The 24,936-nt window shown below is 63.4% G+C and carries 22 protein-coding genes and 1 tRNA gene; 2 read left to right on the forward strand and 21 right to left on the reverse strand.

Annotation, left to right across the window (positions count from 1 at the left end; translation table 11 throughout):
• Positions 1-118: 118 nt before the first annotated feature.
• The 7 genes from GX515_05775 to GX515_05805 all read right to left on the reverse strand — a co-directional run bounded on the left by GX515_05775 (position 119) and on the right by GX515_05805 (position 6,796).
• Entirely contained in the window at positions 119-1,420 is a 1,302-nt protein-coding gene (locus tag GX515_05775; GenBank protein HHY32526.1) for a glycoside hydrolase family 1 protein, read from the reverse strand.
• A 352-nt stretch (positions 1,421-1,772) separates the two neighbouring features.
• Positions 1,773-3,314, reverse strand: coding sequence for a multifunctional 2',3'-cyclic-nucleotide 2'-phosphodiesterase/5'-nucleotidase/3'-nucleotidase (locus GX515_05780; protein HHY32527.1), 1,542 nt, complete (start codon positions 3,312-3,314; stop codon positions 1,773-1,775).
• Positions 3,315-3,572: 258 nt separating this feature from the next.
• Positions 3,573-3,650, reverse strand: a tRNA-Pro gene (locus tag GX515_05785).
• 62 nt (positions 3,651-3,712) lie between these two features.
• Positions 3,713-4,354 (reverse strand): RdgB/HAM1 family non-canonical purine NTP pyrophosphatase, encoded by a 642-nt coding sequence (gene rdgB, locus GX515_05790; GenBank protein ID HHY32528.1) that lies wholly within the window; start codon positions 4,352-4,354, stop codon positions 3,713-3,715.
• Position 4,355: 1 nt separating this feature from the next.
• Positions 4,356-5,141 carry a ribonuclease PH gene (gene rph, locus GX515_05795; protein ID HHY32529.1) on the reverse strand — a complete coding sequence of 262 codons (786 nt, stop codon included), beginning with the start codon at positions 5,139-5,141 and terminating at the stop codon, positions 4,356-4,358.
• Positions 5,142-5,329: 188 nt separating this feature from the next.
• Entirely contained in the window at positions 5,330-6,142 is an 813-nt protein-coding gene (locus GX515_05800; protein ID HHY32530.1) for a glutamate racemase, read from the reverse strand.
• A 234-nt stretch (positions 6,143-6,376) separates the two neighbouring features.
• On the reverse strand, positions 6,377-6,796 hold the full coding sequence (locus tag GX515_05805; GenBank protein ID HHY32531.1) for a helix-turn-helix domain-containing protein: 420 nt from the start codon (positions 6,794-6,796) through the stop codon (positions 6,377-6,379).
• A 262-nt stretch (positions 6,797-7,058) separates the two neighbouring features.
• On the opposite strand from GX515_05805, the gene GX515_05810 reads away from it, so the two are divergent.
• Positions 7,059-8,921, forward strand: a complete 1,863-nt coding sequence (locus tag GX515_05810; protein HHY32532.1) for an N-acetylmuramoyl-L-alanine amidase — start codon at positions 7,059-7,061, stop codon at positions 8,919-8,921.
• A 10-nt stretch (positions 8,922-8,931) separates the two neighbouring features.
• Here GX515_05810 and glgA read toward each other — a convergent pair whose 3' ends face one another.
• From glgA to GX515_05850, 8 genes are all read right to left on the reverse strand, one after another.
• The gene (gene glgA, locus GX515_05815; protein HHY32533.1) at positions 8,932-10,086 is read right to left on the reverse strand and encodes a glycogen synthase; all 1,155 of its coding nucleotides are present in this window, start codon (positions 10,084-10,086) and stop codon (positions 8,932-8,934) included.
• A gap of 152 nt (positions 10,087-10,238) precedes the next feature.
• On the reverse strand, positions 10,239-11,906 hold the full coding sequence (locus GX515_05820) for a hypothetical protein (protein HHY32534.1): 1,668 nt from the start codon (positions 11,904-11,906) through the stop codon (positions 10,239-10,241).
• A gap of 582 nt (positions 11,907-12,488) precedes the next feature.
• Entirely contained in the window at positions 12,489-13,619 is a 1,131-nt protein-coding gene (locus GX515_05825; GenBank protein ID HHY32535.1) for a DUF362 domain-containing protein, read from the reverse strand.
• A 51-nt stretch (positions 13,620-13,670) separates the two neighbouring features.
• Positions 13,671-14,258 carry a glycerol-3-phosphate acyltransferase gene (locus GX515_05830; protein ID HHY32536.1) on the reverse strand — a complete coding sequence of 196 codons (588 nt, stop codon included), beginning with the start codon at positions 14,256-14,258 and terminating at the stop codon, positions 13,671-13,673.
• Positions 14,259-14,823: 565 nt separating this feature from the next.
• A complete protein-coding gene (locus tag GX515_05835) occupies positions 14,824-15,915 on the reverse strand; it encodes a hypothetical protein (protein ID HHY32537.1) in 1,092 nt (363 codons plus the stop codon).
• A 59-nt stretch (positions 15,916-15,974) separates the two neighbouring features.
• On the reverse strand, positions 15,975-17,156 hold the full coding sequence (locus GX515_05840) for a S8 family peptidase (protein HHY32538.1): 1,182 nt from the start codon (positions 17,154-17,156) through the stop codon (positions 15,975-15,977).
• A 947-nt stretch (positions 17,157-18,103) separates the two neighbouring features.
• Entirely contained in the window at positions 18,104-18,307 is a 204-nt protein-coding gene (locus tag GX515_05845) for a hypothetical protein (GenBank protein HHY32539.1), read from the reverse strand.
• 57 nt (positions 18,308-18,364) lie between these two features.
• Complete coding sequence (locus GX515_05850) at positions 18,365-18,730, reverse strand: hypothetical protein (protein ID HHY32540.1); 366 nt, start codon at positions 18,728-18,730, stop codon at positions 18,365-18,367.
• Between the two features lie 258 nt (positions 18,731-18,988).
• Here GX515_05850 and GX515_05855 point away from each other — a divergent pair, with 258 nt between their 5' ends.
• Positions 18,989-19,744: a hypothetical protein gene (locus tag GX515_05855; protein ID HHY32541.1), complete on the forward strand. Its 756-nt coding sequence runs from the start codon at positions 18,989-18,991 to the stop codon at positions 19,742-19,744.
• 385 nt (positions 19,745-20,129) lie between these two features.
• Here the strand turns inward: GX515_05855 and sucD are convergent, their stop codons facing one another.
• From sucD to GX515_05885, 6 genes are read right to left on the reverse strand one after another with little or no spacing between them, the layout of a single operon-like run.
• Complete coding sequence (gene sucD / locus GX515_05860) at positions 20,130-21,008, reverse strand: succinate--CoA ligase subunit alpha (protein HHY32542.1); 879 nt, start codon at positions 21,006-21,008, stop codon at positions 20,130-20,132.
• Positions 21,008-22,153, reverse strand: coding sequence for an ADP-forming succinate--CoA ligase subunit beta (gene sucC, locus GX515_05865; GenBank protein ID HHY32543.1), 1,146 nt, complete (start codon positions 22,151-22,153; stop codon positions 21,008-21,010). The genes sucD and sucC overlap by 1 nt, the downstream gene beginning before the upstream one ends.
• The gene (locus tag GX515_05870) at positions 22,150-22,698 is read right to left on the reverse strand and encodes a 2-oxoacid:ferredoxin oxidoreductase subunit gamma (GenBank protein ID HHY32544.1); all 549 of its coding nucleotides are present in this window, start codon (positions 22,696-22,698) and stop codon (positions 22,150-22,152) included. Before GX515_05870 ends, sucC begins: the two co-directional genes overlap by 4 nt.
• Entirely contained in the window at positions 22,691-23,524 is an 834-nt protein-coding gene (locus GX515_05875) for a 2-oxoacid:ferredoxin oxidoreductase subunit beta (GenBank protein HHY32545.1), read from the reverse strand. The genes GX515_05870 and GX515_05875 overlap by 8 nt, the downstream gene beginning before the upstream one ends.
• An 8-nt stretch (positions 23,525-23,532) precedes the next feature.
• The gene (locus tag GX515_05880) at positions 23,533-24,669 is read right to left on the reverse strand and encodes a 2-oxoacid:acceptor oxidoreductase subunit alpha (GenBank protein HHY32546.1); all 1,137 of its coding nucleotides are present in this window, start codon (positions 24,667-24,669) and stop codon (positions 23,533-23,535) included.
• Positions 24,662-24,928 carry a 4Fe-4S binding protein gene (locus GX515_05885; GenBank protein HHY32547.1) on the reverse strand — a complete coding sequence of 89 codons (267 nt, stop codon included), beginning with the start codon at positions 24,926-24,928 and terminating at the stop codon, positions 24,662-24,664. Before GX515_05885 ends, GX515_05880 begins: the two co-directional genes overlap by 8 nt.
• Between the last annotated feature and the right edge of the window lie 8 nt (positions 24,929-24,936).

Consider the following 24,936-nt stretch of genomic DNA (forward strand, 5'->3'; position numbering starts at 1 on the left):
AGGACCGCATTATCATTATACTGGTGCCACGTTTTGCTTGTCAAGGCAGATCCTGCCACGCTTCGCAGTATCACCCATCAAGCTCCGAGTGTTGTCAGCCGGTTATGATGATCAGCAGCTATTGCAGGCGTTCCTGAGGCAGCGACCCAGTCCGTATGATTTCAGAGTACAGTCTCGCGCTCGGACGGACGATCCGCGCCTGAGTCTTGTAGTCCACCTCCACGAGGCCAAACCTAGGCGTAAACCCCTCCTTCCATTCGAAGTTGTCCACGAGCGACCAGTGGAAATACCCGCGGACGTCCACCCCGTCTGCGATGGCGGAAGCCACCTCGCGAAGGTGGGACACGAGAAAGCGCTCACGCTGCTTGTCATCGGTGGTCGCGATCCCGTTTTCGGTGATGTATACCGGGAGCCCGTACTCCTTCACGCTCATGAGGATTCGGTATATGCCCTTCGGGTAGATCTCCCACCCCAGGTTGTTCTTCTCCACATCCTCCTTGACAGCCATGTCGATGAAAAGCGTCTGGGGTTTTCTGATGTTGAAACCTACAAGAGTTCGCGAGTAGTAGTTCACCCCGATGAAATCCTGGGTTCCCGCGAGCTTCGGATCGGTCTCGCGCCGAACCAACGGGAATGCCATGACGCCGGTAGTAAGCGCGTCAAGGAAAGACTTGTTGAATATGCGGTCGATCTTGGACGCGACCGCGCGGTCCCACCGGCTCTCAGGCCTCTTGGGGTCGAAAACCATCATGTTCTTCGCGATCCCGACCAAGGGGCGCATCCCGCGTGCCTCGAGCAACTCATGAATGGCGTGATACGCGCGGCCGTGGGCCTTCGCCAGGTTTTTCGCCACACGAAACGCCAGCACGACTGACTTCTTCTCAGGAGGCCAGACCCCAAATAGAAAGCTCTGCGTGGCATACACCATCGGCTCATTGATGGTGACCCAGAGGTCCACCAGATCCCCGAGTTCGACAGCCACGTGGCGAGAGTACCTCTCGAACAGCCCGACGACCTCTGGGCGCAACCAGCCGCCTTTGGCCGCAAGCCACCTTGGGTTCGTGAAATGGTGAAGAGTCACCATGGTGGCCATGCCGAGGGACTTCAAGGTGCCCAGCACGTCCCGGTAGTGCTCGACCGCTGCCCGGTCAAAGCGGCCTTCCTCAGGCTCGATCCTGCTCCATTCGAGCGAAAGCCTGTGGGCATTGTGGCCCAGGTCGCGAGCCATCTCGAAGTCCTGCCGGTACCTGTTGTACTGGTCACAAGCATCGCCAGACTTGTCTCCGTGGGCTACCTTCCCAGGCAGCTGTTCCCAATCCCACCAGTCATTGTTCACGTTGTTCCCTTCCACCTGATGGGAGGACGTCGCGGCGCCCCACAGGAAGCCTTCAGGGAATACTCTCCGCACATCACCGCCCATGGCATTCCGTCTCTCCTCTCTCGCGCCCTTGCCTTCGAGCCCCTCGTGCAACCCGCAATCATGGCCAACCTCTCAGGCAAGGTCGGAAACGCTGGCGCATCCTCGCCCTAGCGCGCTCAGGAAAAGTTACGAGGGCGCGCGCGGGCCATGCCGTTTAGGCCTGGGTCCCCTGGGTCCCGGCAGGCCCCGGCCGAACCCGGCCGAGCCCGACGCAAGCCCGATCATCCTTCGAGCTCGCCATCGGGCGTCGGCCACTCGCGCGCCTGCCGGGACCCGCGCTGCTCCAGGCAGCACGCAGCCGCCTGTTGCGCTTATCCGTCCGCGTTGCAGGATGCGCTGGCTGCTGTGCCAGCTACTTTACAACGATCCTTCCCTCTACCTCAGGAGCGATCTTGCCGGCCTCCTGTATGTACCTGGCCATCACATCGCGCAGGAGCTCACCCGACGAGAATAGCACCTTCGAGCCCTTGAGCATGTCATACCCGTCGCCGCCGGCCGCCGTGAAATCGTTGGTGGCGACAGTGTAGAGCTTGTTCGGGTCTAGAGGTGCGCCGCCGACCGTCACCGAGGTCACGCGCTGGCCAACGGGCCTTGACGGGTCGAACTCGAACTTCAGGCCTGAGACCTGCAGGAAACCACCGAGCTGCTCGGGATATGCGCTCACGGAGTGCTCCAACGCAGCCTTGATGTTTGCCCCCGTCACCTCGAGCACCACAAGGGTGTTGTCGAACGGCAGCGTCGTGAAGATCTCGCCGACGGTGATCGGCCCCGCATCTATGGATGCGCGAATGCCGCCTCCGTTGGTGAAACCGATGTCAGCCTGCCCCGCCTCGCGCATGATGTCGGCGACCAGGTTCCCCAGGTTGGTCTCACGCGTGCGAACGTTTGAGCGCTCCCCATCCAGAGGCACAAGGGACTCGCCCACGACCACCGACAGCTTTTCATCAAGCTGGCTCCCATAGGTAGAGACGATGGCGCCCACCGCCGGGTCGTCGGCCACGTCCGCGCCCACCGGCAGCAACTCGCCGGCGAAGGTCGTGACCTTGCCGCCTTCCACGGTGACGTCGAGCCTTCCGAGGTACTGGGCGTACTCGCCGGCCTGGACTATGATGGTGTCTCCAACCTTCTCGGGTTTCTCCAACTTCGTGTGACTGTGTCCGCCCACGATGATGTCGATGCCGGGCACCGCGGCGGCCAACCGCTTGTCGTCTTCATACCCTATGTGGGTGAGAGCGATCACGAGGTCCACGTTCTCCTGCTCGCGCAGGAAGGGCACCATCCAGCTCGCTATCCTGATGGGGTCGACGAACTCGAGGCCCTGGACGTTCTTCGGATGGGTTGACGTGTAGGTATCGAGGGGCGATAGGCCAAGGATGCCGACGCGGATGCTGCCCACCGACACGATGAGCACCCCGGGAAGGAGCGCGCGCCCGTCCTTCTCCTGAATGGTGTTGGCCGATAGGAACGGAAAGCCCGCTTCCTGCGCCCTTTCGAGCAACACCGGCTGACCGTAATTGAACTCGTGGTTGCCCACGGCCATGGCCTCGACGCCCACCGCCTCCAGGGCTTCGACCATGGGCTTCCCTTCGAACAGGTTCACTATGTTGGTGCCGTGTATGGAATCCCCTGCGTTCAAGATGAGGACGTTCTTGCCCTCTCTCTTCACCACATCTTCCACGAGAGTCGCGAGCTTGACCACGCCGCCCATCGCCTGGTCAGACCCTGACGGCTTGAACGATTCAAGCCGCCCGTGAATGTCATTGCTGTAAAGGATGACGATGTGACCGCTTGCCGACTGCGCGGCTACAGCGGGCAGAGCGCACAGCAGCGAAAGAAGGAATACGAGCATCCCGACGCCTACAAGCTTCCTAGACCGCACTGTAAACGGAGACATTGACACCCCTCCTACGTGAGTATTAGGAAACTCCCCCATAGGTAATTCTGCGCAGGAAGGATTTCCCCTTCAGACCGTTGCGGTCAACTTTCGGGACGCCAACGGACCACAAGGCCATCCGTAGCGGCGGTGGCCCCTGAGACCTGCGGGCATGCGCCCGCCCGAGGCTCATGGTTCGCACCAGTCGTTGCTGGAACACTGGAGGCGCATGGACAGGCGAGGGAACAACTGCGTGAAAGAAAGGAACGCAGAAAAAGATGGTCGGGGCGAGAGGATTTGAACCTCCGACCTCCTGCGCCCAAGGCAGGCGCGCTGACCAAGCTGCGCTACGCCCCGAACGAGACACAAGACGTGATGCCTTTCCCAACTTGAGATTCTACAGCAAATGTCCCCAAAAGTCAAAAGCCGCCGGCGGCCGGCAAACCGAGTTGCTCGCGGATCGCCGCAATGGCCGCCCTGAGGGCTCTCGCCCTGTGGCTGATCTCATTCTTCACTTCCGGCCCGAGCTCCGCAAATGTCTTGTCATACCCGTCTGGGACGAACACCGGGTCATAACCGAATCCACCTGACCCACGAGGAGCAAGTATTATGCGCCCTTCACACACGCCTTCGGTGGTCCGGACACGGCCGCCGGGAGATGCAACCGCGACCACGCATCGGAAACGCGCTGTCCGCGCGGGGCCGGGCACGCCCTTAAGAAGCAGGAGCAGTTTCTCGCGATTGGCCTTGTCACGCGACTCTCCACGCGGGATCGCCTCTCCCGCAAACCGCGCTGACCTCACCCCAGGCGCGCCGCCGAGGACGTCGACTTCGAGGCCGGAGTCATCGGCCACCGTCACCTCGCCCGTAGCCTCCGCCACAGCAAGCGCCTTTTTCTTGGCGTTCTCCTCGAAGGTCTCGCCGTTCTCCTCAACATCGCCAAGCCCGGGGAAATCCGCGGAAGAGAGCACCTTCACCGAGCCGAGCCCGCCCAAGCGCAGGATGGCCCGCATCTCCTCCACTTTGCCTGGGTTCCTCGTCGCGAGCACAAGCCGACACAACTCAGCGACCCACCTTTGCCGCAAGCTCACCGAGGACTTCACGCTGGATGCTGACGAGCGTGTCGATGGCACCCTTGGCGAGCCTGAGCATCCTATCCAAGTCCGCCTTGGAGAATGGATGCCCCTCTGCGGTCCCTTGGACCTCCACCAACTTGCCGCCCCCGGTCATCACCACGTTCATGTCGACGCTCGCGCGGGAATCCTCGTCAAAGGAGAGGTCGGCGAGCAGCTCGCCGTCGACGATGCCGACGCTCGTCGCGGCGATGAAATCCTTCACCGGGATGGGGTGGGCGAGCTCCCGTCCGGCAGCGCGGCCAGCGCCCTCCGCGTCGCCGGCCTCCCCGTCATCGCAGGAGAGCAGAGAAAGAGCCTCCACGAGAGCAACGAAGGCGCCCGTGATGGCAGCCGTGCGCGTGCCCCCATCGGCCTGGATCACATCGCAGTCGACCCACACCGTCCGCTCGCCCAGGGCCTCGAGGTCCACGACGGCTCGGAGCGCTCGGCCTATCAACCTTTGGATCTCGTAACTCCTGCCGGACTTGCCCTTCGTAGCCTCGCGGGGGTTCCGTTCGCTCGTCGCCCTCGGCAGCATTCCATATTCGGCAGTGACCCAACCCTTGCCCTGCCCCTTCAGGAACTGCGGCACTCGATCCTCGAGCGTGGCCGTGCACACGACCCGCGTGTCGCCCACCTCTATCAGCGCCGAGCCTTCGGCGTATTTCATGTACCCCCTTGTAATCCTGACCGGACGAATCTCATGGTTCGCTCTGCCGTCTTGCCTCGGCACGTCACGACCGCCTCCTTGACAACGCCTGCCCGGTCCTCCACCCGCCCGTCTGTGCACCGGCCCGCCGGCCGGCCCCTTTGCCGGATTGCCGAAGACCCGCTCTCTTTGCCAAAGAAGAAACCCTGTGGACCTCTCAAAACCCGTAAGCCTATAAGCTCGAAATCCCTCAAAGCGGAGACCCGCGCATCTTAGCTTCGTTGCAGCTCCGCTAAGGCGACCCTGGCTACAGGCGGGATCCGGCTGCCAAGTAGTTTCTCCGCAACACGCGCAAATCCTGCAGGATCGCCGCTCACCATAAACTCGTCAGGCCCTGTCCGCGAGGAGCTCGCGAGGCCAAGGTCATTCAGGAGCGCCGACACCGTCTCCACGGTCTCGCCCGCAGGATCTACAACGGCCACACCCGGTCCCACGATCCGCCTTATGCCGTCCGCGAGGAAAGGGTAGTGAGTGCAACCGAGCACGAGTGTGTCGACGCCGCGTTCCATGACCGGGGCAAGGTACTCACGGAGAGCGTTCATGGCTTCTGGAGAGTCGGCCCGGCCAGCCTCGACGATGGGGACGAGCAGGGGGCAGCCTTGCGAGACGACGTCCGCGTGCGGCATCAATGCTCTTATGGCCCTCTCGTAAGCGCCGCTTCGAACCGTGCCCTCAGTTGCGATGACCCCGATCTTGCCGGTGTGCGTAGCCTTCGTCGCGGCACGCGCCCCAGGCCTCAAAACACCCACGAGGGGCAGGTCGAACTCGCGCTCGACTTTGTCCAAAGCCAGGGCTGAAGTGGTGTTGCATGCCACGATAATGAGTTTGACCCCGCGTTCCCTAAGGTAGGACATGATCTGCCTCGCGAAGGTCTCTATCTCGAAGGCGGGTCTTCCGCCGTAGGGCACCCTCGCGGTGTCGCCGAAATACAGGACGCGCTCGCTTGCAAGCCGGCGCCACAGCTCGCGTACCACGGTAAGCCCGCCCACACCGGAGTCGAATACGCCGATCGGCCGTCCGTCCACCGGGGTCGCCTCCAACACAACGCTGCAATGCTCACTATCGTTGCGATGCTTATTATACGCGTGCGTGAAGCATCATAGCAACCCTGGTAAACACCATGTTTCAGGGGCCTCACCTTTCCAACATGGAAGCAAAGGGACGCCGCGGTCCGTGGAGGCTTGGCATGAGAGAGAATCGGCTGGCGCGACGCTCACCGTTTCGGTCATGTTTCGGTCAGTAGACGGGACTGGTGAGGATCACTTGGACGGCCCGTCCGGCGCGTCTGGGGTGGGCTCGGCTTTCGCGTCGGGACCGCGGTCCGCGACCCGGTAGCCCGAGGAGAGCACCGTCTCCGCTATCCTCGTGATGAGCTTCACCTGCTCAGGCGACGCGCCTGCAACGAGAGCTAGGAGGTCTTCGACGAGGGATTCATCATCGCCATCGCCGGTGGATTTCACCAGCAGCGCCGGGTCAACCTGCAGGGCCTTGGCGATAGCATCGAGGGTCTTGACGGACGGGGTTCTCTGGCCGCGCTCGAGCTGCCCGATGTAACTCACGTGCAGGCCGGTAAGCTCTCCGAGCTGTTCCTGGGTCATGCGTCTCAGGCGGCGAAGTCTTCTGATTCGGCTGCCGGTATGCTCGAAACCCCCGTCCAACCTGCTCACCTCACACTTCATATTACCGGGCTGTCCAGGTGAAGTGAAGAAGCGCACAGCGCGGACTGGCCGCAGCTATGCGCGCTGGCTGCGCGTCCTGGCCTTCAGCCCGGGCATGCGCTCCACATCGTCGCGACATACGTGCGACCGCCCGGAACGGGGGAACGCAGACGCCCTCATTGAGCTCCCGATGAGCTCTCGATCACTCGCCCTTTGGAAGAGGAAATTGCTGAACGGAGTCGAAAGAGAACCTGGCTGCAGTCGAATCGTTGGAGGCGCAATGTTGAAACCTCGAGGTTGCGCACAAACCCAGCTGCTCTCGGTCTTCCTCATTGTGGCGGGGCTTCTCGCGTTGTGCGCGCGCTCGCTCGCGGCTGTGCCCGCGTCCGCGTCAACGCCGGCCGACTCCGGTCAGGAGCTCGCGCGCGTCGTCGGGGTCAACTATGCTGAGGTCGACGGGCGGGGCACTGTGACGGTGTCGCTCGGGGGCCGCGGAGCGGCATCATGGCGGTCGTTCGCGCTCAAGGACCCGCCGCGGCTCGTCGTCGACATTGTGGGCGCGGTGCTGCCCTCCCGCCCCGAGCCTCTCGCCGTGGCTGATGGGATCATCGACAAGGTGAGGATCGCCCAGTTCAGCTCGACTGTGGTTCGACTCGTGGTTGACCTTTGCCAGGAGTCGTCATGCACCGTAAGCCAGCCGGAGGAGGACCCTCGCCAGATCGTGGTCACGTTTCCCAAGCGCGTCACCGGCGTGGAGTTTCGGGAGGTAGACGGACGGGCCGAGGCCGTCATCAGGGGCAGCGGAAGGCTCGGCTATAAGACGTCCGTGCTCATCGAACCGCCAAGGATAGTGGTGGACCTCGCCGATGCGGTCTTGGTGGGCAACCCTCCCCCGATGCCCGTGTCTCACGCAATAGCCCGCCAGATCCGGGCAAGCCAGCATTCGCCGGACACCGTACGAGTGGTTGTGGACCTCGTCAAGGAAACGACGTATTCCGTGTTCACGTCGCCCGACAGGCCCGGGGAAGTCGTGGTGGATTTCGGCCATCGGATCCTTGGCGCGGATTTTGCAACAAGCCTCAAATCCACGCGTGTAAGCGTGAAATCCACGGGCTTGCCGCCCGTGAAGATCACGCGCCTCACAGACCCTCACAGGATCGTTATGGACTTCGACGATTCCGTCTTGGACTCGCCCGACTCCACCATCGAGGTGGGAGACGGCACGGTCGACAGGATACGGCTGGCCCAGTTCGGACCGATGACCGTGAGGGTCGTGGTGGACATGCCCTACTACGTCGGCCATACCGAATTACCCAGGGGGCCTGGACCGTGCGGAACGTGGGACGAGACGGCCGTTGAGATCACGCGCTCCCCACTGTACCAGAAGACGATAGCGGTGGACCCCGGACACGGCGGGACCGACCCGGGGGCCATCGGCTCCACGGGCCTGCAGGAGAAAGCCGTGACCCTCGACATCGCGAAACGCCTCGCTGCAATGCTGGAGGAGGCGGGAGCCAAGGCCGTCCTCACCCGAACTGACGACGTGAGCGTCTTCCTGCCGGAAAGGGTGAGGATCGCGGCCGACGCGCGCGCCGACGCCTTTGTGAGCGTACACGCAAACGCGGGCAGAACCGACGAACCCGCGGGCACAGAGACGCTGTTCTGCTCAAACGTGCCGATGAGCAGCCGGCTGGCGCAGTGCGTTCAGGCGAGCCTCGTCAAGGAGACAGGTCGCCTGGACCGCGGAACTCGCGAGAGGCCGGATCTTTACGTGATCCGAGAGGCAACGATGCCTTCGTGCCTGGTCGAGGTGCTCTTCATGTCGAATCTCACGGAGGAGTTGCTCCTCATCGACCCTGCCTTTCGAGAAAAGGCCGCGCGCGGCATAGCGAACGGCATCTGGGCCTACTTCGAATGGCGGCTCGAGGCCAGCGCCAGCGCAGATGGTGGCGGCGCCAGGGCCGGGCCGGCGAAGGCTGGCAACGCCGCCCGCCCAGGCAATGACAGTGCTGACGGCGGCGGCGCTAGTTGCGCCGACACAGTTCCAGGGGACGTGATCGAGGCCCAGCACGGACCCGCTGCTGATACCGGAGGCGAGGGCGGAACGGAAGGCGATACGGGCGGAGGAAACGGGCAGGGAACTTGAGCCCGTCGCGTCACTCGCACCCCGCCTGGCCGGACGCAACCAGCTCCGCATACAAGTCTCTCGTCTGGCGAGCAATGGAATCCCAACTGAACTGCGCCTCGACGCGCCTGCGGCCAGCCTTGCCGAACGACCTGGCGAGCTCGGGGTTGGCCAACAGGGTGTTGATCGCCTTGGCGAGGGCCTCGGGGTCGCCGGGCCTGACCAGGAACCCGGTCTCGCCATCCACGACGACCTCGGGTATTCCCCCGACGGCCGATGCCACCACGGGAGTCTCGCAAGCCATGGCTTCAAGGTTGATTATGCCGAACGGCTCGTAGACTGACGGGCAACAGAACACGCGGGCATTCGTGTACAGCTCGATGAGCCGGTCCTTCGGCACCATCTCCCGGATAAGCACAACGTTCCGCTTCCCTTCGGCCCGCTCCACGACCTCTCGCTCGATCTCCTCGGTGTCGGGTGCTCCAGCGCAGAGAACGACCTGCGTGTCTTCGGGCAAGTGCGCCACGGCGTCCAGCAGGTGGACTATTCCCTTCTGCCTGCTCATTCGCCCTACGAAGAGCACATAGTCATCACCTATCCCGTACCTTCTTCGCGCGTCGTTGCCAGGTGTGGGTTTGTACTCGTCCGGGTCGATGCCATTATGGATGACACGGATGCGATCCTCGGGAATGGTGTAACATTTCAAGATGTCGTCCTTCATGCCCTTTGAGACAGCGATGACCCTGTCGGATGCGAGCACCCCCGTGCGTTCCATCCACCGGCTCAGTTTGTAAGCCGGGCCGAGCTGTTCCTCCTTCCACGGGCGGAGCGGCTCGAGGCTGTGGATGGTGGTCACGAGCGGCTTTCCATAAAGCTCCTTCGCGTAGAACCCAGCCATGAAAGTGTACCAGGTATGGCAATGAACCACATCCGCCGTGACCGGGTCGCTCACCATCGCAAGGTCCGTCGAAAGGGGCGAAAGGGCTTTAGCGAGGCGCTTATCGCCACATCTTGTCACGAGATCCCAGGGTCTATAGGCCCGCACCGCGAGTCCGTTGGATGCGGGAGGCCGCTCTTCTCCGAAGCACCTGACCTCCACATCCATCAACTTCGCCAGCGCGCGGGAGAGGTAGTCAACATGCACCCCCGCGCCTCCATACACGTTTGGCGGGTACTCGTTCGTCATGAGAGTCACGGATAGTCGCTTCGCCATCGGATTTTCAGGCCTCCTCGTCGCCCGGCTCATTCGTTGCCCGTGGTCGTTGTCCTCCTTGTCGCGACGCTGCCGCCCCGCCGCTATCGCGCCGCCGCGACGAGCCTGCCGTGGAGGGTGTTGCCTCACGGAGTGCCGACAAGGCTGCCGAGCTCGTCGACACAATCTAACACCCCCGCAAGGGGGATCTCCACCCACGACGGCCGGTTCCCAAGCTCGTATCTCACCTCATACAGCGCTTTCTCCAGCTTGAAGCACGTAAGGAGGAGCTTGAAGTCCCTATCGTTCCGCGGCACGAGCCCCAGCGGGCTGCAGCGTGCCCTGCGCAGATAACCTGCCAGAAACGAGCCTCCCGCGTGCCGACCCCATGTCCTGGCCCTCCTCAAGGGGTCGTCTGGGCGCTCCCCTGCTCCCGCCCCCACCCCGGCCCTGGGTCCCGGCATTTGGGCGCTGCCGCCCAGCCCGTTACCGGCCCGCTTCGCGCCTTCCTCGAGAGCGGCGAAAGCCGCAGAGTAAGCAACATAGTCGAAGGATCTCTGCATCCCGGCCACGTCACGAAGGGGGCTGGCCTTACGCCTCCTTTCCTCGACAGGCCGAAGTGGCTCTCCTTCGAAGTCGATCACGACGAAGTCCTCAGGCATGCCTCCGCCGTCCCCGCAAACCATCAGGAACTGCCCGAGGTGTAGGTCGCCGTGGATCCGGATCTTCTTCCCGAGGTCGTCGGAGGACATGAGCACGCGCGACGCGCGTCTCACGAGCTGGACAATGTCCCGCCCCCGGGCAGAGACGTCTCTCATCCTCCCGACTTGCTGCGGCTCGTATCGTGCCTCCGCCCGCTGTAGAGCCTCCACCGAGCCGGCCACCGCCGCCTCGAGGCTTTGCTCGAGGCTGGCAACGTCCGCGGCCTCGAATTCCTCTGGTCGGAACGGCTCGTCGTCAATGCTCGCAGAGGCGTCGTGGAGCATGGCAGTGATCTCGCCGAGCCGGGCCTTCCGGCTTTCGTCGCGGACTCGCGCATCGGGCTCCACGCCGCGAACGAAATCCAACGCGCCCGCAAGGAACAAGCGCCATGCTTCGCCTTGGTTCATCACGAATCGCTGCACAAGGAGGACCGGGAAGGAGCTTCCGTCATGGGCACGGTACACAGCGTAGCCGACCGCAGCAGGCGTGTGACGGAAGCCTGCTCTCGTGAGGTTTACGCTCATCTCCAGGTCTGGAGATGTACCATTCACCATTCTGCGATAAACCTTGATGACATGCGTCGAATCCACCGCCACCAGCGTATTCGTGGATGCGTCCGGAAGCCTCCTAGCCTCGGGCGCCAAGGAGCTCTGTGTCGGCTCCACGCTGCGGAATTCGAACACGCCCTGGACAGCAGGGAGCGAGGACCCCTGGTCCACATAGCTCAGCATCGCTCCGGCGAACATCGCGGTGCCTGTGCCATCGCAGACAAGGGCTCGGTAGCCTGGGCCGGCGATCTCAGCGAACGGTTCCTCCGGCAGGTCAACGCCCTCGAGAGCAACGACCATCGGCACGTTGTACAACTCCGGGTCCTTCGCCCGTCTGCCGCCTGGCTCGCGGAACCACACCTCAACGACGCCCAAAACGCAGTGCATGACGTCGTTCCGGGCGACCGTCGCGAGATCGCGCACCCTGATCCCGTCGATCGCCATGTCCTTCCGCTGAAGCCATCTCGCCCGCGATAGCCATCCACGCGCGGACCTCTCTACAACGATGTAGAGCTCATCCACGACATCCCCGAAGTCCCGTCCCGTAACGTGCGCATCCGGCATTCTTCCGCCCTCCGTGCGGCGACGCGGCGACCCCGCCCCGGCCCCCGGCCTTGCGGGCACGCGGCAGCGTTTTCCGCGACGCCTGAGCGGACCGGCCTCGACCCCTGCCGAGAGTCTGGAGCGCTCTTCCGCCCTCGCTTGGCGAGGCCGCCACCGCATCTCACGCCCTGGCCGCTTCTATCGGTCGCAGCGTGAGCTCGTCCGCTCACTCATGGTCATAGTCTTCCCAGTTTCGTTCCGAGCTGCATCGTTGCGTCAGGTACTCCCGAAATCTACCACCCTGCCCGTCGTTCGTCGCCGTGTGGCCGGACTCCCTGCCACAGCCGGAGCCCAAGTACGGTGCGGTGCACGTATCCGTGCCTCTTCACGAGGACACTAAGTATGTCGTCGAGAATTCGCGCCACTTTTCGGCGGAGGGGTCCTGCCTAAGGCTATCGGCCTTGCCATCCGGGGACGGCGTGCTTGCGGCGCGCCTCGTTCGAATTCAGCGTGGGACACATCCGAATCCTCCACGCCCCGTCGCGCAAGCACCGGCAACCCTAGCGCCGTCAAGAAAGGAGACGAAAACTCATGGCACCATACCTAGACCACGCCCACCATGACCAGCGTATAGTCCCTCGTGCCAAGCCCGATCCGCTCGCCGTGCCTGAGCTGCACGGTCCAGTCTACCTCCGGGTAGAGCGCCGCAAGCTTGTCCGAGTGGGGGTCAGCACTGGCGATGTGTTCTATGGCCGACCCGGGCAGAGCGTGCGCTTGGTTCACGAGATCAGCAGAGGCGGCGTCTATGGCCACCGGGTCCCGCGAGGCAAGGATGCCGATGTTCGGCACTATGGGCGCATCGTTCCACGCATAGCAATCGCACTGGGGAGAGACGTTCATGACGAAGTTCATGAACCCGCACTTGCCCTCCTTGGTCTTCACCACTCCCAGCGCGTATTCAGCCATCTTCTCCTGGAGACTCCCTTCCTGTCCCTTCTCCCATTCCACCCTGATAGCTCTGTTGTTGCAGGTTATCGTGCACTCTGCGCACCCGATGCAGCGTTCCGGGTCTATACGGGCCTTGCGGTCATCGCCGCCAACGGAGAGCGCACCGGTGGGGCACCACTTGACACACCTTCCGCACCCTGTGCATTTCTCCGGACGCACCGCCGGCTTTAGGCCCGAGTGTTGCTCCTGCTTGCCGCTGCGGCTCGCCGAGCCCATCCCTATGTTCTTGATGGCCCCGCCGAAACCCGTAGCCTCATGCCCCTTGAAATGCGACAGGGCTATCATCGCGTCGGCTTGGGCGATCGCCGCGCCTATGCGGACCTCCTTGAGCCGCACGCCGTCGATGCGCACTTTCATATGCTCGTGGCCGGTCAGGCCGTCGGCCACGATGAAGGGGGCCCCAACGGTCGCGTAAGTAAAGCCGTTCTCCAGAGCGGATACGGTGTGGTCAACCGCGTTCGACCGTCTCCCCACATATAGCGTATTTGAATCGGTGAGAAAGGGCCGGGCACCCGCGGCTTTCACCTTGTCGACGACTTTCCTCACGAGTTGCGGCGGAATGTAGGCAAGGTTCCCGGGCTCACCTACGTGCAGCTTGATGGCAACGAGGTCATCCTTCTCGAAGAGCTCCGAAAACCCAGCCGCGTCGAACAGCACGCCGACCTTGTCCACCAAAGAAAGACCGCTCTTCGTTCGCATGTTCGTGAAGTACACCTTGCTTGACACGTCGCTCCCCTCCTGAAAACGCTGCGGAACACCCGGTGCCCGCCACGGGAGTCAGCAAGCAGCTATGCTGTCTGGCTTCGTGCCATATCTCAGCCAGGCTACGACCTGCTTTACGCCGAGCAAGACGCCCATGCCCAGCCCGAAGCCGAAGTACGCCCATGACTGCTCGTAAATCCCGAGAAACACGGGCAGCGACGCGCAACCGAACATGGAGCTCGCGTACTTGTGCCTCGTGAGAACGTACGAGGCGCCCCACAGCGCAAGGAGATAGAATACGGAAGCCGCCGACAGCACGAGCAGTGTGCCGATGCATGTTGCGAGGCCCCCGCCCCCGTGGAAGCCGAGCCACACGGGCCAGTTGTGACCCACCACCGCGAACAAACCCGCGATGAACGCGGCCCAGGGCAGCTCGGGTGCGGTGGCTTTCGCGATAAGCACAGCCAGGATCCCCTTGCCGCAGTCGCCTACGCCCGCAAGAAGACCGGGGATGAGACCTGCCGTTTTCACCACGTTGGTCGTGCCGACGTTCTTAGATCCCACCTTCCGGAGGTCGATCTTCTTAAATGCCCGGGCAGCAAGGTATGAAAAGGGGACCGATCCTATTAGGTAGCTCAATGCAACTATCGCAAACGTTCTCACCGTCCGCTCACCTCCAAGGCCGGTGTAAGCCAGAGATCGCCTGACTATGGCGCCACGAGTCCCCGCTTTCTCTTTTTGAGCGTGCCAGGGCTGTCGTTGACCAGCCGACAGGGCTCCCGGGTCTCGTCAGCCGCCCGCGCAGCGAATTCGAGCGAGGCGCGGCGCAAGCGCGGTCCCGGGCGGGCAAAGCAGACAACCCCGGACAGAGGCCGGCCGCGTGCCGAGATGTCGCGCGAGCTTACAGCGGCGACCCGTGATCCCCCGGGGGCTGCGAAGTTGGGCGAGCCCGCGCCGGCCTTGGGTACTATGATCGAGCTGGTCTGGCACAATGCGGGAGAATCCAACGGTCTCATGCCGCCCTGCTTGGCGTCACCATTTGGTTTTTCGTCGCTTGGTCCCGTTTTCCTGCTTTTAGCCGCGTCCTTGCGCGCAGCCGTTTTCTTGCAATACAAGGTCACCGAGTACGGCGGGCATGATGAGTCTGCTTCTCTGCTCTTGATGGCGGTAAGGATGTCGCTGCTCGCACGACGAGGCGCCTGGGATTCGGACGGAGCCCGCCTCGAATTCAAGTGGTGACGCCCAGAGCGTCCAACACGCTGGTCATTCTATTGTAGATCGTCGATCTATCGGAGCCGGCGAACAAGAGGCCCACCGCCCGCACCTCGGCGTCCACTAGGACCGACCCGGAATCGCCTCCGTCAGCCATTGGGCTCGTCACGATCTGATCCCTGAAAATCGCCGTGACGTTGCCAGAGTATACCACCCTAACCGTCGTGTCGACCGATGTTATTTCGCCGGTCGTCACCCCCGTTGTCCGGCCGCTCTTTCTCACCGCCATTCCGAGCTCCGGCTCGGTCACGCCCCGGAGCTCGCCCAAGTCAAGGATAGATGGTTCAATGGAGTCGGGGCGGAGCGGCCTGGCGAGCGCCGCGTCCACGGTGTTCGCCGCAAACGGGAACTGCCTTATTACTATCTCGACGCGCGCCGACGTTCCGGTCGCGCGCAGCCAGTTGTTCATCGCCTTCTCGGCGGCCCTCGAGGCCATGCATGCAGGCACCCTGCCGGACATATGAATCGGCACAAACCTTTCCAGGACAGCTATGCGGTCCCGCTCGACCGTCCCCCCGTCGGCCGCTCCCGGCTGGACGATCGGGTCGCCCGCCCTTGCCCTGCCATCGCGACCCGAAGTCGCATTTGCCAGCACATGGTTGCACGAGAGGATGAAAGGCTCGCCCGTTTTATTGTCCCATACGACCGCCCCAAATGTGCCGGCTGTCGTCTGATAGTGCCCTATGCTCACGCCCGGCCGCGCCGGGCGCATCCGCTCCAGCCTGCGTGCACATGAGCCCGAGGTCGGGGCGCCGACCGTGCTGCTCACGTTCTCCTCCCCATGGTCAGCAGCACCCACGCGAGCTCCAAGGAAACGTATCTCTCCGACCTCCACCACATCGGTGGGGATCCCACGCACTTCGGCGGGCACCATGTCCTGAGCCTCGAGGACCCTTCCCGGAACCTTCTGCTTCACGAGGACCACGATGCACTCAGCGGAAGTCCGCACGCCAGCTGTGGCCTTGTATCCACGCCCCACGCCTACAACGTTGGGCAGGCTCATCAGTCTCAAGGTCTCGTCCTCGAGGACACGGGATATTCGGGCCATACTGAATCACCTCGCCACTCACAGGAAAGCCGGGGGCTTGAGGACCCGGGCTCGGGTTTCTAGGCGGACAGGCGCACGCGTGTTACTGCCGCGCCTGCGTTCACCACGCCCGACCCTTGTTGATCTGGAGAGAACCCTGGCAGCTTGGTAGCCGTCCGGCACAGAACCTCTCGAACACCATCTCTCGCGAGCCCAGGGGAGATGGAGAGGAGCAAAGCCGCGGCTCCCGTCACATGAGGGCATGCCATGGACGTCCCGGTCAGGCTCTTGTAACCGCCCTCCCTGTACGTCGAGTAGATGTCTTCCCCTGGAGCAGCCATCGCCACCTGCTCGCCCGAGTTGCTGAACGCCGCGATCCGGTCGTCGCGGGTTGAAGCGGCGACGGCAATGACGTTGGGGTCGCGGGCCGGATAGAGCACGTTGTCGCGTCTGCCGTCGTTGCCAGCGGCGGCTACCATGATGATGCCGGTTTGCGCCGCCTTCTGGATAGCCATCGCCAGGGCTTTACTGGAGTCGATCGTCCCGAAGCTCATGTTGATGATGTGCACGCGGTTCGCGATGCACCATTCCACGCCCTGCACGATATCGGATACCTGCCCCTGTCCTTTCGAGTCAAACGCCTTGACTGCGTACAGCCTTGCTTCGGGGGCAACGCCCACGACCCCGAGATCGTTGTTGCAAGCGGCGATGATGCCCGCCACGTGGGTGCCGTGGCCGTTGTCATCGATGACGTTCGTCGTCTCGTTGATGCAATCGAAGCCGCCGTCGATGTTGGCTTTGAGGTCCGGGTGGTTCATGTCAATTCCCGTGTCAAGGACGGCCACACGCACACCTCTGCCGCTCGCATGGGCCCACGCCTCGGGCGCCCGGACCTTGGCGATTCCCCACGGGACTATCTGCTGGCGCGGACGCGGGCGCGGTCTCGGGACGAAAAAGCAAGCGCTGTTTATGGAGATGACGAGGTCGTCCTCGACCCACGCCACCTCGCCCGCGCGCGAAAGGAGGCCCATGGCCGTAGCTTCCTCGGGGAAAACGCATGCAGCGCCGTTGACGATCGGCAGTTGCTTCTTGAGCTTTCCTCCGCACTCCTCAACTATGGAGCGGACCCTGTCAGGGTCCACGTCGGGCTTGAACAACACGATCTTGCGGACGGGCCGGGGCCCTGTGTCCCGTGCGCTCTGGCGCAGTCTGCGCACGAGAGCGGCAAGTGCCATGAGGTAGACGACATAACTCGGGAGCATGCGTCTAATCCTCCTTTATGGCAGACTTCGATGACGCTAAATGATATTCCGAACGAGAGACGACGGTGAGTCATGGAACCGCGCGGCGCCGGGCTCCGCGCAGAAGGGCCCCGGCCCTGGAGGCCGAAGGCCCTTCGTGCGAGGAGGCTGTGAGTTGGTACCGAGGTCATGCTCGCCGGGCATAGCTTGCGGCGAGCGTTGTGGAGAACGCCACGAGCTGCGGCAGCAACAGAACGAACAGGAGTATGATGATCCACCAGTGTTCGAGTTGCTGTACCACCTTTTTGCTCCTCCCCGGTTCCCCGGCTTCACCCGCCCGCCGGACGCGTCACGCGTTCTTGCTCCACGGGAAGAACGGGAAGAAGATGAGGAACATTGGGATGAGGAGGATGAAGAGCAATATGATTATCCACCAGAATTCGAGCTCCTGGGTCATGAGAAGCCCCCCTTTCCTCACTTTTCATGAGGTTCCGCACCGTCTGGCTCTAGCCCACGCCGGGCCGACCCGCCGGACGGACCACCGGATACTCCCGTTGCCCTGCCTCCCCGCGTGCAGGCCTTCATGGGATCAGGCCTTCTTGCTCCAAGGGAAGAGCGGGAAGAAGACCAGGAACATCGGGATGAGCAGGACGAACAGCAGTATGATTATCCACCAGAACTCGATCTCTTGGGTCACCTGTCATACCTCCCTTCGTCTCCATGCGCAGGGGCACCTGAAGGACCCACCGTCCTTCCTTCTTCGTGCCTAACGACGTCCCCGCCCGCGCGCGATCGCTCCATACGACCCCCGCCTCGCTACTATCATATGGAGCGCCGCCCGGGTTTGCTCCTCGCCACGACACCAGCTCTCATCTCACCGGCTCCATCGCACGCCCGATCCAGGCGTTGGCAGACGCCCAGCCCGGCCCAGGAGGTCCGCCACAGGTCGTCCTGGGCTGCACGCGCCTCTACTTGGCGTCGGTGTACAGGCCGCCCGAGAACGGCGGGCCGTCTCCGGATACAGGTGGGGGCGGGACGGCTGGCGACGGAACGAAGAACGCGAGGATCGCGGCTACCAAGAAGAATATGCTGCCCAAAAGGTCGAGAACGTCTATGATCCTGTCCAGACTGGTCTGCTCCGCAACCCTTCCTCGTAGTCTTTTGAGGAGCACGTCGTGGTCACCTCCTCGAAGGCGACCCTCTCCAAGGCGCGAGCACCTCATCCCTCCTTATCCCTCGGCATGCGGGACGCCCAGATCGCCACCGTCCACCGGGCGCGACGAGAGAGCGTCCTTGACCTCCGCAGGCACGTCTTGCGCGCTCAGGTCAGCGACCGCCTGGAGAACGACGCTCACGAGTTGACGTCGGGTTTCCTCGGGCATTGCGGCGAGTAGCCCCTGAGCGATCTTCGTCAATTCAAGAGGGTCAAAAAGCTGAGACGTAGAGTAACCAAACCCGCTCAGAAGGCCTTTGAGCGTCTCCTGGTTTTCAGGCGAGATCCCCGCTTCACGGAGGATCCCCGCAAGCGACCCTCCCTGGTTTTCCTGAAGACCCTTGCGGATTCTAGCTACAAGTTCCTCCATGTCGTTCGCCATGTGTGTTATGTCCCACCTTCCCGGCCTGGTGCTTCCCGCACGGACCGGAGTACTATGGCAGGGCGGTGCCCTGCGCTGATAGATCGTATTCGGATCGGGGTGCTTTGGTGAAGAGGAACAGCCGGCCTAAGGCTGCCAGCGCCTACGGGGGAAGTGGGAGACCTGCGCCGCCTCGCACAGTTGTGAGCCAGCCTCATATAATGTAGTGCCGACCGTACGAGACTCTACGGGTATAGATAGGCAGCGGGGTGGTTTTCCATGGAGGTTCAGGATACCAGGGATTCCCGTCGAGAGATACAGACGTTACAGGAGGCGGTCGCCCAGCAGACCTTGATACTGCAACGGTTGGAGCGAGGCCTCAAAAGGCTCGAGGAATCTTACGACAACGTGTCGTTGAGGCTCGAAGCCATCGAAACCGCCCGGCAAGGAAACGGCCCGGGGGGCGCGGCCCTTGCGCCTGAGAAGGGGCAGGCCGGAAACACCGGGAACGCTGCAAAACCCACCGTCGGGAACAGGGAGTACATGCGAGATCGGGCTTCCCGCGCGCACAGCAGCCCGGCCGCCACGAACGTCCCAGAGGCCGTGAACGCCCCCGCCGCTAACCCCCGACCACCCGAACCCGGCGAACCCACGCAAGGCGACGGCGGACAAAGCGAGACCCCGGCAAGGCCCGGCACGCCGGCTTCGCGCCCGGATCTGCTCGCCCGTGCGAAGGTAGCCATCCGCAGCGCCATCGCCGACGGCACCGTGAACAACACTTTGGACAAGGTCCAATCCTCGCTCAAGCTGGCTGACGAGGCAGCGGGGGCTCTTGCCCAGATCAGCGCGCTTGTCAAGTCCTCGCTGACCGAAAGCGCAAGCTTACAGGGATCCGGACCGCCTCCCATCCCGGGCGGCTCCATCACGCTCCTCCTGGAGCTTGCAAAGACGCCGCAGTTCCAAAGGTTTGCCGCGAGCATGCTCACGCAGTTCCTGAAAGATGCGGACCCGGCCGCTCGGGAGTCCACAGGCTAGCCTGACCGGACCCAACCGAACCGGGGCGCGACCTGCCCGACTTCGAAAGGAGGTAGCGTAGATGACCCAGGAATTCTATACCATAATGTGGATAATCCTCATCTGCCTCATCGTATTCATTCCCATCATATTCCTGTTCTTCTTCATCCCGCTTGGCTCGAAGGCGAACTGATGAAGAAAAGCAACGCCACCGCCACGTCGCGACCGAGGGGGTGGGCGCCATCCGGGCAGCCCACCCCCTCGGTCGTGCGCCCATTCGCAGGCCGGTCCCGTGATGCACCGTTTGTCAAGGCACCCCGCTCGGAACGCCCTCCCCGGGGGGCAAAACCCGCAACCCTAGCGGCGTCAAGAAAGCAGACGAAAACTTATGGCGCCGTACCTAGAGCTACAAGCCGAGCGCCCGCCCTGTCAGGTTAGCTATCTCCGCAATGGTGTCGGCAACGGGCACGCCCACGGCCCGGAACGCCCTCACCTTCGACTCCGCAGTTCCCATGCTGCCCGAGACTATAGCACCGGCGTGCCCCATGCGTTTGCCGGGCGGTGCGGTGCGCCCCGACACGAAGGCGATCACCGGCTTACTCATGTGATCGCGGATGAACGCCGCCGCGTCTTCCTCGTCCTGCCCGCCGATCTCACCGATGAGGACCACTGCCTTGGTGCTTGGATCCTGCTCGAACTCGGCAAGGCAATCGACGAAGGTCGTCCCGATGACCGGGTCGCCGCCGACGCCCACACACGTAGACTGCCCTATCCCCGTGGACGTCAGGAGGTTCACCACCTCGTACGTGAGCGTCCCGCTTCTCGACACGAGTCCGACCGGGCCGGGAACAAAGATGCGCCCCGGCATGATCCCCACAAGGGTTTCGCCGCTCGTCACGATCCCCGGGCAGTTCGGCCCGATGATGCGTCCTCTCCAGCCACGTGCTTTCGCAGCGTCAAGCACGGCCAGCACGTCCAAAGTCGGTATGCCCTCCGTAATGCACACCACCGTCTCGACCCCGGCCGCGAGCGCCTCGGCCACGGCATCAGCGGCCGCAGGAGCCGGCACGAACACGCACGACGCGTTGGCGCCCGCACGTTCCACAGCCTCGGCCACCGTGTCGTACACGGGCACTCCATCCACCTCGGACCCGCCGCGGCCCGGGGTCACACCCGCCACCACGCTCGTGCCATACTCCCTCATGCGGTTTGTGTGGAACCGGCCCTCCCTGCCGGTTATGCCCTGAACGACAAGCCTGGTGCCACTTCCCACGAAGATGCCCATCATACGACCTCCCCCGCGGCAAGCGCCACCGCCCTCTTTGCTGCATCCGCCATGTCCTCCACGGCGATCATCATGGGGGTCCCGCGCAGAAGCGCTCTGCCTTCCTCTTCTCTCGTTCCCACCAGCCGCACGACCATCGGCACGCGCACGCCCACCGACTCCGCAGCCGCAAGAAGCCCGGAGGCCACTTCATCGCAGCGTGTGATGCCGCCGAAGACATTTATGAGGATCGATTTCACGCGGCTGTCCATGAGAATGAGCTCCAGAGCGTTCTTCACCACGTCGGCCCTGGCCCCGCCGCCAATGTCCAGGAAGTTCGCGGCGCGGCCACCCTCGGCGCTGATGGCGTCGAGCGTGGCCATGACGAGGCCCGCGCCGTTTCCGATGACGCCGATGTTGCCGTCCACTTTGACGTAGGTGAGGCCTCGCCTGTGGGCCTCCCGCTCGAGGGGGTCGTCGCTTTCATCCTCGGCGAGCGCCTGATACTCTGGATGTCGGAAAAGAGCGTTATCATCAATGGTGATCTTGGCGTCCGCAGCGACCACGTTGCCGTCCTCCGAGACCATGAGGGGGTTGATCTCCGCAAGGGACGCGTCCTCCCGAACAAAGAGCCGGAAGAGAGCGGCGAGGTACGCCCCTGCGTGGCTCACCGCCTTCCTGTCGAACCCGGCCGCGATCGCAAGCGACCTTGCCTCCCATGGTTCGAAGCCCGCTCTAGGGCTCACCCAGACCCTGGCGATCTTCTCCGGCGCCCGCGCGGCAACCTCCTCGATGTCGACCCCGCCCTCGCTGCTCGCCATCACCACGATCGCGCGACGGGCGCGGTCAACGGTGATCCCGGCGTAATACTCCTTCTCAGCTCTCACAGCCTCTTCCACAAGCACCTTTGTCACGGCGAGGCCCTTGATGTTCATCCCGAGGATACGCGCGGCCTGGATCCTGGCCTCGTCGGGCGTGCCCGCAACCGCGATGCCCCCGGCCTTGCCCCTCCCGCCCACGCGCACCTGGGCCTTCACGGCGACCACGCACCCGAGCCTGGCAGCGATCTCGCCCGCCTCATGGGCGGTGCTCGCCACTTCGCCCCTCGGGGTACGGATCCCGTAACGTCGCATTATCTCCTTCGCCTGGTATTCATGAAGCTTCATGTTCGACCCGCTGCCTCCCTCGCGCGCTCAATCCCCAGCCTGAACGCCTTAAGGTTGACATCCTCGGTTCCTCTCGGGACGCGATCGCCGAGCGCACGCTCCGCGGCCTCCAGGCTTACGAGCCCTGCGGTCCCAACAAGCGCGCCCAGGGCCACCATGTTGGCGGTCACCTGCCGACCGACCTCGTGCCTGGCGATATCAGTGATCGGGAGGAGCACCACGCGCGCGCCTTCCACGGTCGGCACTGTCTTGACGCTCGTTTCGTCCACGATGACAATGCCACCGGGCTTGACGCTCTCTGCGTACTTGTTGCATGCTTCCTGCGACATCACCAGGACGACGTCGGGGACGCCGACCCTTGGGTAGTCGATGGGTTCGTCCGCGATTATGACCTCGGCGCGGCTCGCTCCCCCGCGCGCCTCCGGCCCGTATGACTGGGTCTGGACCACCTCGTGACCGTCGCGGATGGCCGCCTCGGCGAGGATGATGCCCGCGAGGATGAGCCCCTGTCCACCGCTCCCGGACAGCCGCACCTCGTTACGCATCCTTTTCAACCCCCTCGTCCTGGGCCGCCCTGATCAAGGCAGCGTATCGCTGCGTATATTCGGGCCTGGCTCTCGCACCGAGCTCGCCTATCTTGAACTTGCACGCAAGCTCATCCGGAGACAGCTTCGCCGCTGCGGCCACCGGCACAGCGTGCTCTTTCTGCCATTTCAACATCTCCACAGCGGACTTCATGTTGTTGCGTCTCCCATAGTAGGTGGGGCACTGCGTGATGGCCTCGACGAACGAGAACCCGTCAGTCGCTATGGCCTTCGCAATGAGCTTCGATAAGAGCAGAGCGTGATAGGCGGTGCCGCGAGCCACATAGCTTGCCCCCGCCGCGTAGACCAGCTCGCAGAGGTCGAAGGGCTCCTCGATGTTCCCATACGGCGCTGTGCTCGCCAGGCTTCCTGTCGGAGTCATCGGCGAGTACTGACCGTTCGTCATCCCGTAGATGCTGTTGTTGAAGCATATGGTGGTGATCCCGATGTTCCGGCGGGCGGCGTGTATGAGGTGGTTTCCACCAATCGCAGCGGCGTCGCCATCCCCGGTGAGCACGATCACCTTCAGCTCCGGCTTCACCATCTTGATCCCCGTGGCAAAGGCGATGGCACGGCCGTGGGTCGTGTGGAGGGTATTGAAATCGAGATACCCGGGCGCGCGAGAGGCACACCCGATGCCCGAGACGACACACACCTGGTCCTTATCGAGGCCATTCGCGTCTATGGCCCGCAACACGGCTCCGAGCACTATCCCATGGCCACAGCCTGCGCACCAGATATGAGGCATCTTGCTCGTCCGCAGGTAATGGGTTACAGGCATTGCCATCGCTCCGCTCACACCTCCTGCAGTGTCGCCAGGATCTCGTCTGGCGTGATGGGCTCAGAATCCACGCGGGAGAGGCCCAGTACTCGGGCGCGGCCCGCGGAAGCCCTCTCAACCTCCAAGACGAGCTGGCCCATATTCATCTCCGGAACAACTATGGCCCTCGCCCGCTCGGCCACCCTTCGCACGTGTCCCTCGGGAAACGGCCAGAGCGTCTTCGCCTTTATAAGACCGGCCTTAAGGCCTTGGGCCCGTGCGTCCCGGACCGCTCTCATAGCCGCCCTAGCGGTCACGCCGTAGGCGAAGACGGCAACGTCGGCATCGTCCACCATGAACTCGTCCACGAACGTAACGTGGGGCGCCGCCTTTCTCATCTTCGCGTCAAGGCGTCGCGTGAGGGCGTCCACTTCAGAAGCCTTTGTAGTGGGGAATCCGGTCTCGTCATGCGTGAGCCCCGTCACGTGATAGCGGTATCCGGACCCGAAATCGGCCATCGGAGGGACGAGGTCCTCGCCCGCGGCGTAGGGAAGGTACGCGTCCGGCGGCACCTTCGGTCGTGGCCGCTCCACGAGCTTGATCTCGCTCGCATCCGGAACCACGACCTTCTCCCGCATATGGGCGATGATCTCGTCCATGAGGAATATCACGGGCATTCGCCAGCGCTCCGAGATGTTGAATGCCTCGACTATGAGCGTGAAGGTCTCAGCGACCGATGACGGGCACAGGACCACGATCGGGTGATCCCCATGAGTTCCCCAGCGCGCCTGCATTACATCGCCCTGTGCCGGGGCCGTGGGCACGCCTGTGCTCGGCCCCACCCGCTGCACGTTCACGATGACGCACGGGACCTCGGTATACGCGGCGAAACCTATGCCCTCCTGCTTCAGAGAGAACCCCGGCCCGCTGGTGGCGGTCATGGACTTCGCTCCAGCGAGCGAAGCCCCGATGATCGCGGAGATGCTCGCGATCTCGTCCTCCATCTGCATGAACTTCCCGCCAACCTTAGGCAAGACGAGGGCGAGCTCCTCCGCGATCTCGGTGGACGGCGTTATGGGATAGCCCGCAAAGAACCGCAGCCCAGCGGCGATCGCTCCCTCCGCGCACGCCTCGTCTCCCTGCATCAGCCTCGTGCCGACCTTGCTAAGCATCCGCGTCACCTCCCCGCTCACAAGACGAGATGCCGCTGCGTGAGGCCGGCACCACCACGATCGCGAGGTCAGGGCACATGATCTCGCAGAGCCGGCAGCGTGTACACTTTTCGGGGTGCGCAACCTGCGCCTTCCCCCCTTCTGGTCTCGCGAGAACCCCCTTCGGACAGAAGGCAACGCAGATATCGCACCCCTTGCACCACTTCTGGTTGATCTCCACCGGAGCTTCGGCCAGCCGCGCCTCGACGGGTGGCCCCATCTCAGTGC

Source organism: Bacillota bacterium (genome assembly GCA_012842395.1).
In the GTDB taxonomy this organism is placed as follows: domain Bacteria; phylum Bacillota; class SHA-98; order UBA4971; family UBA4971; genus UBA6256.

What these genes read in the sequence shown, in the direction of transcription:
- GX515_05775 (HHY32526.1), bottom strand. Translation starts at nt 1,420, where the DNA reads ATGGGCGGTGATGTGCGGAGAGTATTCCCTGAAGGCTTCCTGTGGGGC.
- GX515_05780 (HHY32527.1), bottom strand. Translation starts at nt 3,314, where the DNA reads ATGTCTCCGTTTACAGTGCGGTCTAGGAAGCTTGTAGGCGTCGGGATG.
- GX515_05805 (HHY32531.1), bottom strand. Translation starts at nt 6,796, where the DNA reads ATGAAGTGTGAGGTGAGCAGGTTGGACGGGGGTTTCGAGCATACCGGC.
- glgA (HHY32533.1), bottom strand. Translation starts at nt 10,086, where the DNA reads ATGACGAACGAGTACCCGCCAAACGTGTATGGAGGCGCGGGGGTGCAT.
- GX515_05820 (HHY32534.1), bottom strand. Translation starts at nt 11,906, where the DNA reads ATGCCGGATGCGCACGTTACGGGACGGGACTTCGGGGATGTCGTGGAT.
- GX515_05835 (HHY32537.1), bottom strand. Translation starts at nt 15,915, where the DNA reads ATGGCCCGAATATCCCGTGTCCTCGAGGACGAGACCTTGAGACTGATG.
- GX515_05840 (HHY32538.1), bottom strand. Translation starts at nt 17,156, where the DNA reads ATGCTCCCGAGTTATGTCGTCTACCTCATGGCACTTGCCGCTCTCGTG.
- GX515_05850 (HHY32540.1), bottom strand. Translation starts at nt 18,730, where the DNA reads ATGGCGAACGACATGGAGGAACTTGTAGCTAGAATCCGCAAGGGTCTT.
- GX515_05855 (HHY32541.1), top strand. Translation starts at nt 18,989, where the DNA reads ATGGAGGTTCAGGATACCAGGGATTCCCGTCGAGAGATACAGACGTTA.
- sucD (HHY32542.1), bottom strand. Translation starts at nt 21,008, where the DNA reads ATGGGCATCTTCGTGGGAAGTGGCACCAGGCTTGTCGTTCAGGGCATA.
- sucC (HHY32543.1), bottom strand. Translation starts at nt 22,153, where the DNA reads ATGAAGCTTCATGAATACCAGGCGAAGGAGATAATGCGACGTTACGGG.
- GX515_05870 (HHY32544.1), bottom strand. Translation starts at nt 22,698, where the DNA reads ATGCGTAACGAGGTGCGGCTGTCCGGGAGCGGTGGACAGGGGCTCATC.
- GX515_05875 (HHY32545.1), bottom strand. Translation starts at nt 23,524, where the DNA reads ATGGCAATGCCTGTAACCCATTACCTGCGGACGAGCAAGATGCCTCAT.
- GX515_05880 (HHY32546.1), bottom strand. Translation starts at nt 24,669, where the DNA reads ATGCTTAGCAAGGTCGGCACGAGGCTGATGCAGGGAGACGAGGCGTGC.
- GX515_05885 (HHY32547.1), bottom strand. Translation starts at nt 24,928, where the DNA reads ATGGGGCCACCCGTCGAGGCGCGGCTGGCCGAAGCTCCGGTGGAGATC.